The sequence below is a fragment of the Mesorhizobium sp. M0208 genome (genome assembly GCF_040322015.1).
GTDB lineage: Bacteria > Pseudomonadota > Alphaproteobacteria > Rhizobiales > Rhizobiaceae > Mesorhizobium.
On record NZ_JAMYSP010000111.1, the window covers coordinates 1 to 1,242 of the forward strand.

Consider the following 1,242-nt stretch of genomic DNA (forward strand, 5'->3'; position numbering starts at 1 on the left):
TGTGCGAGGACATCGCGAACAGTTTGGCGCGCTTTGCGCTGGGGGGTTCGGGATGCCATTCGAGGACACGAGCGCGATGAAACAGAAGCTGGAGTTTGTGCGGCTGGCTACGGCCGAGGGGGCGAATGTGAGCGCCTTGTGCCGACGCTTTGGGATTGGTCGAACATGCGCTTACAAGTTGCTGGCGCGATGGCAGGCGTTTGGCGCGGCCGGGCTTTTGGAGGGGTCGCGCCGGCCGCAGTCGAGCCCGACGCGCAGCACGCCCGCGATCGAGGCGGCAGCGCTTTCGGTGCGCACAACGCATCCGGCCTGGGGCGGGCGCAAGATCGCCCGGGTTCTGGCGCGCCAGGGGTTTGGCCATCCGGCTGCCTCGACGGTGACCGGCATCCTGCGCCGCAACGGCGTCGAACTGGGCGCACTGGGCGGCGGCGCCAAAGCGTTCATCCGCTTCGAGCACGCCGCGCCCAACGACCTGTGGCAGATGGACTTCAAGGGCCATGTGCCGTTGCGCGCCGGGCGGCTGCATCCGCTGACCGTGCTCGACGATCATTCGCGGTTCTCGCTGGTGCTGGAAGCTTGCCCCGACCAGACCACCGAAACTGTCAAAACCCGCCTGATTACGGCCTTCCGGCGCTATGGCCTGCCGTGGCGCATCGCCACCGACAACGGCCCGCCCTGGGGCGACGGCGGCCGCAACAACTTCACCATGCTCGGCGTCTGGCTGATCGAGAACGGCATGTCGGTCAGCCATTCCAGACCCTGCCATCCACAGACGCTGGGCAAGGAGGAGCGGTTCCACCGTACGCTCAAGGCCGAGGCGCTGCAGGGCCCGCCCTTCGACAGCCTGCAGGCGGCACAGTGCGCTTTCGACGCATGGCGCCACATCTACAACACCGAGCGGCCGCACCAGGCCATTGCCGACGCTGTGCCGCTCGAGCGCTATCGTGCCTCGACGCGCGACTTCGCCGATGCCGTCCAGCCGTTCGAATACGCGCCCGGCGACCAGGTCCGCAAAATCCAGCAGAAGGGCACAACCTCGTTGTTCGGGCATGCCGTCAAGATCTGCAAGGCTTTTGCCGGCAAAGCCGTCGCCTTCCGCCCAACCGAAACCGATGGCGTCTTCGATGCCTACTTCCGCCACCAGAAAATCCAGACCATCGACCTCAATGCAAGCCAACGATAGGATGGCAAACTGTTCGCGATGTCCTCGCACAGCTGTTCGCGATGTCCCCGGTCCAAACA

The 1,242-nt window shown here is 65.7% G+C and carries 1 pseudogene; it reads left to right on the plus strand.

Annotated elements, in window-relative coordinates:
* Positions 1–52: 52 nt before the first annotated feature.
* Positions 53–1,242 (plus strand): annotated as a pseudogene (locus tag NKJ17_RS33840) (IS481 family transposase); the annotation flags it as partial.